We start from the raw sequence: 6,111 nt of genomic DNA, 5'->3' as shown, positions 1-6,111 counted from the left end.
GAATCCGCTCGCGGATCGTGGGGGCCTTCGCCTTGGCGGCCGCCATGGGCGACGGCGCTTCGGGGAGTTCCTCGGCGTCCCGCTTCTTGCCCTTGCTGTCGCCCCCCAGGAAGCCCGTGGAGGGCCCCGGCTCGCCGTCGGGGCCGCCGCTGCCGACGGTGCCCTGCGGGGGCCGTGACGGGCCGTCTGCGGCCTTTCCTGCCTCCTTGGCGGCGGCGGTACCCCGGTGGGCGTACGCGGCGCCGGCGGCTCGGGCTTCACCCTCGGTGAGGGTGGGCATGGGGTGACCGTCCATCAGTTCCTGGAGCTGGGGGTAGAGGCCGTTGACCTTCTTCAGGACGAAGGTCCGGAACAAGATGGCCTTGCCCTCGGTGATCAGCCAGCCCATGCCGGGGGTCGGTACGCCCTCGGTGTTGGCGGTGCCCTCGAACAGCTCCTTGGCGCCCGCGCCCTCGTAGATCCGCTCCGGGATGGGGGAGATGTGGGCGCCGATCGGGGCGATGCCGTCCAGGCCCATGCCCTGAGTGGAGGAGGAGGCGGTGCGGAGCAGGAAGACGTGGCCTTCCTTGCCCTTCTCGCGGATCTCGTGGTTGTCGCCGAGTTCCTTGAGGTGGAGTGACTGGACTGCGAGGTCGATGCCGATGCCGACTTTCTGGCCCGTCTTCTGAAGGTCGCCGATCATCCAGGCGGCTTCCTTGCGGACGTCCTGGTCCAGGGAGGACAGGAGGCGGTTGATCTCGTCGCCGGTCCACTGGATCAGGCGCCACGGGCCGTTGAAGTCGAAGTCGCCCCGGCCGTTGCTGTGGGCTTCGCGGTACCGCTTGACCGCGTGCAGGGCGCGGAGCTGCTGCATCGTCTCTTCGGGGCCCTTGGCGAACCAGTCGATGCGGCCCTCCATCTCGGGCATCGACATGCCGCCCTGGACGTCGGCCATCCAGGAGATGACGCCCGAGATGCGCTGTGCGGCGCCGAAGAGGCGCATCAGGCCGGACTTGCCCGCGCCGGTGGTCCCGGCGGTGATGCCGTGCTGTGCGCGGCCCGTGTCGTAGTTGAACAGTTGGATGCGGGCGACCGTGCCGTCGTGGGCGACGCCGATGGAGATGCGGCCGCGGTCGTCCATCGTCAGGTCTTCCTTCGTGGGGGGCCTGACGTGGAGGAGGGGGTTGGCCCGGTAGATGTAGACGACCGCTTCGCGCGGGCCCGCGCCTTCCATGACGAGGCGGGAGATGTCGTCAATGCCGAGCGCGGAGCACAGGGCCTCGTGGTTGACCCGCAGCGTCTTGCCGCGCGGGGCGGCGATCCGTAGCCGGATCTGGTCCTCTCCGATCGCGTATGCGACCAGGTCGACGCCGGGGGCGGCGCCGCCGGTGTTGTTGACGTGTTCGGCCCAGATGCGTTCCAGGGCGGCGCCCGGGTCCTCGGCTTCCACCTCCAGGGCTTCCTGTACGCGCCGGGCCTCGGCGAGGCGGGGGGCGACCTGGATGGCGAGGCGGCCCGGGCCGTACCCGTCGACCGCCGCGGTGCGGACCGCGTCGACCGGGACGTCGAAGACTCCGGCGATGGCCCGCTCGTCCAGCGTGCGCGGCACGGTGTGGCCGGCGGGGGCCAGGACGATCGCCTCGAAGTCCGGCTCGTTGGGGTCGTACTGGCGGATGCCCTCCAGGGTGGTCTCCCCGGTGGCCTGCGACTGGTTCCACAGGGCCCGCATGTGGTCCGCGAAGGTGACCGGCTCCGCGTCCACGATCTGCGGCTCACCCGCGAGGACCGGAAGGTTGTCGACGGCCCGCTTCAGGCCCTTGGACCGCGTCCAGGGCGTCATGGGGATCATCACGGCCGTCCAGGCGGCCGCTCCCAGCAGCGGCCACCCGTTGGGGTAGTCGAAGACGGGGACCAGGAGGCCGCCGGTGTAGGCGGCGGTCCAGCCGAGTACGGGCAGGGACCGCAGGGACGAGGCGAGCCGCCGCGTCCAGTCGTCGGTGTCGCTTCGCTTCCACAGAACGACACCGGTGAGGGCACCGGTCGCCAGGGATGCGCCGTGCGCCCACCACGGCACGTCCATCTGCGGGCCGATGGCGGCCCAGGTGCCGGCGGCGGCGTACACGGTGCGCTCCGCCCAGGCGAGGCGGCGGGCGGTCTTGCGTGTCAGCCCCCGCTCACCGGCGGCGGCATCGGCTTTCACGACGTCGGTCGTCGTCATCGTCATTTCCCCTCCGGGAGGAAAGAAGGGGAGGGGCCCCGGCGAATTAGCCGGGGCCCCTCCCGTGAGGGCTTTCCGCCCCGGCGCTTTCGCGGCCGGGGGCGGTTATTCGGTTACTTGACTTCGTTGAATCCGGGCTTGGGCTGCTGCACGCCCATGGACTGCACGGCCTCGTAGATCCCGCCGTATTCGCCCTGGTGGGCGTCCTTGAAGCCCTGAGCGTTCACCTGCATCTCGTCGGCGGCGTTCACCAAGTCGCCCGAGGCTTCGGCGACTTCCCGCAGCGAGGTGGCGCCTTCCATGATGAGAGCGGTGAATCGCGGCTCGACTTCCGCCGCGTCACACATCTCCGACATGTTGCTCGCCTTATCGGCGTTGCGGCGAAAGAGCACCTGGAGAGCCCAGATCTTCTCTTTGAGCAGCAGTGCCCGCGCGGCGAGCGTGGTGACGGCAAGACCAAGGCTGAGGAAGCCCAGGTTGCTGTCGGGGATCGCCGGGAGGTTGTCGCCGCTGTCGGGGACCGCGGGAACGTAGCTCTCGCGGGGGACGATCTCCCCGGATACGACCTGGCCGGGCACGATTTCTCCGGACACGGGGGCCTCCTAGTTCTCGTTGTGCACGCGGGCGGACGGGGTGCGAAGGCCCGCGTCCGCGGTCGCCTGGGTGAGCGGCCGGTACGCGTCGTCCAGCTCGGTCTTCGCGGTCTCGCAGGTCTCGGCCGCGTGGAGCGACTTGGTGGACATCTCCTCGGCCTTGCGGGAGAGGACCTCCATCGACTCGGCGAGCTTGCGCATCGCCCAGGCGGTGATGGTGCCGATGATGTTGTGCTTGGCGGCCAGCCGGGCGGCCACCTCGTCCAGCGCGTACATCAGCTCCTTGGCCTTTGCGGCGAGCTGGAGGCATTCGTCGTGGGCGGCGAAGGCCTCCGAGACCACCTCGTCCAGGAAGTCCACGACGTCATCGAGCGTCACTTCCGTGGCGTGCTCGGGGTTGATGCCGTCGTCCATCGCGGTCGTGACGGCTCCGGTCTGCACGGCGGGCGAGTTGCCCACGTGCGCCTCCTTCGTGGTCGTGGTGGGGCTGCCGTTTCCGGCGGGGAGGCCGCGGGCCCCGGTGGTCAGGGGCTCGCGCGAGGAGGCCTGGTAGCCGGGCGGGAAGACCTGCTCCGCCTTCCACACCTCCTGTTGCTGCGGGTCGGTGTCCCGCATGGAGTCGTAGGCGCTGCGCCGTTCCCCGCGCGGCGGCGGGGTGTAGAACTCCCAGCCGCTTCCGGCGGAGTCGGCGGTGTCCTCCGCCTTGGTCCGGGCCCGTTCGCTCGCGCGGCGGGCCCGCTCCTTGCGGTTGGCCTTGCGCCGGTCGGCGGGGCCGGTGCCCGTGGCGGAGCCGCGCCTCTTCTTCGACTTCACCCGGACCTTCTTCTTCCTGCCGGGCCCGGAGCCCTTCGTGCCGCCGGGCTTCGGTTTCGGTTTCTTGGTCAGGTCGACCTTCGGGCCGGTGCCCGTGGCGGAACCGCCGGCGGGCTTCGGCTTCTTCGTGAGGTCGACCTTGGGGGCGGACCCCGGCTTGGGCTTCGGCTTCTTGGTCAGGTCGACCTTCGGCCCGGCCGGTGCGGAGCCGCCGCTCTTGCCTCCCTTCTTCTTCGACTTCTTGCGCTTGACCGTGGTCAGCACGGGCGGGGCGAGGTTCTTCCGCCGCTTCTTCAGTCGGCGCCGGGCCTCCTTCTTCGTGGCCTGCCACAGCGTCGTGCGGTCCGCGTCGGCGGCGGCCGCCGTCTCCTTCTTCTTCCGGCGGGCCTTGGCCCGGGCCTTGCGCGCCTTCTGCTTGGCCTCGAACCGGTCCTGCCGCACCTGCTCCTTGCGGGCCTGTTTCGCGTCGGCCCTCGCATTGCGGACCCGGTCCTTGGTGTCCTGCCGGGCGTCGGCCCCGCGGGTCTTACGGTCACGGGCTGCGTCGCGGTCCTTGGCCCGGTTCTCCGCCCGGGCCGCCTGCCGGTCCGCGCGCCGCTGAATCTTGGCGCCCTGCCGTGTGGCGGCCCGTTCCTGGCGGCCGCGGGCCCGCTCCAGCGCTGGGCTGGACTTCGAGCTGGGGGACTTGCCACCCGAGGGCGACTTGATCCCCGACCCCGAGCCGCCGTTCTTCCCGGACGATCCGTTCTTCCCGGAGCCCGAGCCCGGTGACTTCGAGCCGTCCTTGCCTTTGGTGCCGACCGACCCGAGCCCGTTGGATGTCTTCGGCGAGGTCTTCTTGCTGCTCGGCGTCAGCCCGCTGCCGGCCCCCCCCTTGCCGCTGCGGCCGGGCCCGGTCCCGCCGGCACCCTTGCCGCCGGGTCCGCTGCCCTTGCCGCCGCCTCCCATGAGGGAGCCGCGGCCGCCCCCCAGCGACTTGCGGCCGAAGTCCTGGCTGGAGGGGATGGACTTGCCGCGCTTCTGCGCCGCCTTGTCGCCGATGCCCTGCATGGCGAGGGAGTGCTTGGCGGCGGCCTCTTCGCCCGCAAGTTGGTGCTTGAGGCGGGCCTCGCGCAGCGGGGCCAGCTCCTCCGCGCGCTCCTGGCGCCGCTGGCGCCAGTCCGTCAGCGCCGTCGCAGTGCCCCGGAGGGCGGCCAGCGCGATGGCCAGGGTCGCCGCGAGACCGAGAGCGGCGACGCCGGGACCGTCCGCCTCTGCGTCCCCGTCGTCCCGGCGGGCGGGCGTCGTCCCCTCCGAGCGGAGAGCGACGGTGCCCGCCGCGCCAGTCGAGGCGGGGGTCGGCGGGAGTGCCGGGGTGAGGTCGGCCAGGGAGTCGGCCGCCGACCGGCGCCGCCGGGTGGGGACCATCATCCCGTCGCCGCCGCCTGCCTCCGGCTCGGCGGCCGGTGGCGCCGGTTCGGCGGGTGGGGCAGGAGGCGCCGGGGGAGGGGCGCCCGGGATCGGGGGGAGCCCCGGCGGGGCCCCTCCTCGTGATCGGAAACGGACGACGTTGTCGCTCCGGTTGTCGTCCCGAGGGTCATCAGCCACGTGCTCTCCAGGGTTGACAGAGGGTGACCGGATGGGAGATCCTCGCGCGCCCGCGCGCCCGTGCGCCCGCGCGCCCGCCTTGGCCCCCCAAAACCGGTCCGCCCCCGGGTGATGATGGTGGTGACGCTTACGCGCCGTGACTGCCGTCGTGACGGCTGGTCCAGTTCTCCAGCGTCCGCGCGAGGTCGTTCCACAATTCCGGATCGGCCTTGCAGAGCGCGCGGGCCCGGTCCCACCAGGCGTCGGCCAGACCCGCGTCGCCTCGCGCTTGGACCTGCCGGGCCTGCCGCTCCGCCCAGTGGGCGGCGCGGCGGGCCCGGCGAACCTCGGAGGTCGAGGGCACCTGCTGCACTGGTCAGGCTCCCTTGCGGTCGAACAGGTCGTTGACGCCCCGGACGGTCCGACCTCCGGACCCCTTGGCGGCGTTCTGACCTGCGGTTTCCTCGCTCGCCTCCTCGTCGCCGTCGGGTCGGGTCGCCATCGCGGCGACCGTCTTGTTCAGCGACTTCGTGGCGAAAGCGTTCACCTGGCCTCGCCGGTCGGCCTTGGCCTTCGCCTTGGCCGCCCGCTGACCAGGCAGGGCCTGAACGGTGCGGACGTGGTCGGCGTACTCGGTGCGCAGTCCCTCCGCGCCCCGCGCCGCGTCCCGCGATGCCTTGACCATGCGGTTCAGGTGCTTTTCGACCCTCCGGGCCCGGCGCCAGGCCGACCACCGGCCGTCTCCCTCCACGTACTGGGAGCGCAGGACGGTCTGGAACAGAGCCCGGACCGCCTCGTAGTCGCCGTGGTCGGCGTTGTGCTCGCGCTGCCGGTCCAGCGTCCAGGTGGTCAGGTGGTCCAGGTTGAGCAGGGGCCGGAACTCCGCCGGCACCCGGTTCAGGACCTCGGTGTTGATGTGCTCGATCTCGGGCACGGGGTGTT

Annotated in this window: 5 protein-coding genes; all 5 read right to left on the bottom strand. The window is 71.8% G+C overall.

Annotation, left to right across the window (positions count from 1 at the left end; translation table 11 throughout):
- On the bottom strand, positions 1–2,197 hold a 2,197-nt coding region (locus AMK11_RS36155), incomplete at its 3' end, for a hypothetical protein (protein WP_143194623.1).
- A 113-nt stretch (positions 2,198–2,310) separates the two neighbouring features.
- Positions 2,311–2,790, bottom strand: a complete 480-nt coding sequence (locus AMK11_RS36150; protein ID WP_241847179.1) for a conjugal transfer protein TraB — start codon at positions 2,788–2,790, stop codon at positions 2,311–2,313.
- A 9-nt stretch (positions 2,791–2,799) separates the two neighbouring features.
- A complete protein-coding gene (locus AMK11_RS36145; protein ID WP_073732364.1) occupies positions 2,800–5,013 on the bottom strand; it encodes a hypothetical protein in 2,214 nt (737 codons plus the stop codon).
- Positions 5,014–5,317: 304 nt separating this feature from the next.
- The gene (locus tag AMK11_RS36140) at positions 5,318–5,542 is read right to left on the bottom strand and encodes a hypothetical protein (RefSeq protein ID WP_079187921.1); all 225 of its coding nucleotides are present in this window, start codon (positions 5,540–5,542) and stop codon (positions 5,318–5,320) included.
- Positions 5,543–5,545: 3 nt separating this feature from the next.
- Positions 5,546–6,103, bottom strand: a complete 558-nt coding sequence (locus tag AMK11_RS36135) for a hypothetical protein (protein ID WP_107429784.1) — start codon at positions 6,101–6,103, stop codon at positions 5,546–5,548.
- Positions 6,104–6,111: the final 8 nt, after the last annotated feature.

It is taken from the genome of Streptomyces sp. CB02414, from assembly GCF_001905385.1.
Taxonomy (GTDB): domain Bacteria; phylum Actinomycetota; class Actinomycetes; order Streptomycetales; family Streptomycetaceae; genus Streptomyces.
The sequence above is the reverse complement of the archived record's forward strand: the minus strand, read 5'-3'. Positions and strand labels throughout refer to the sequence as shown.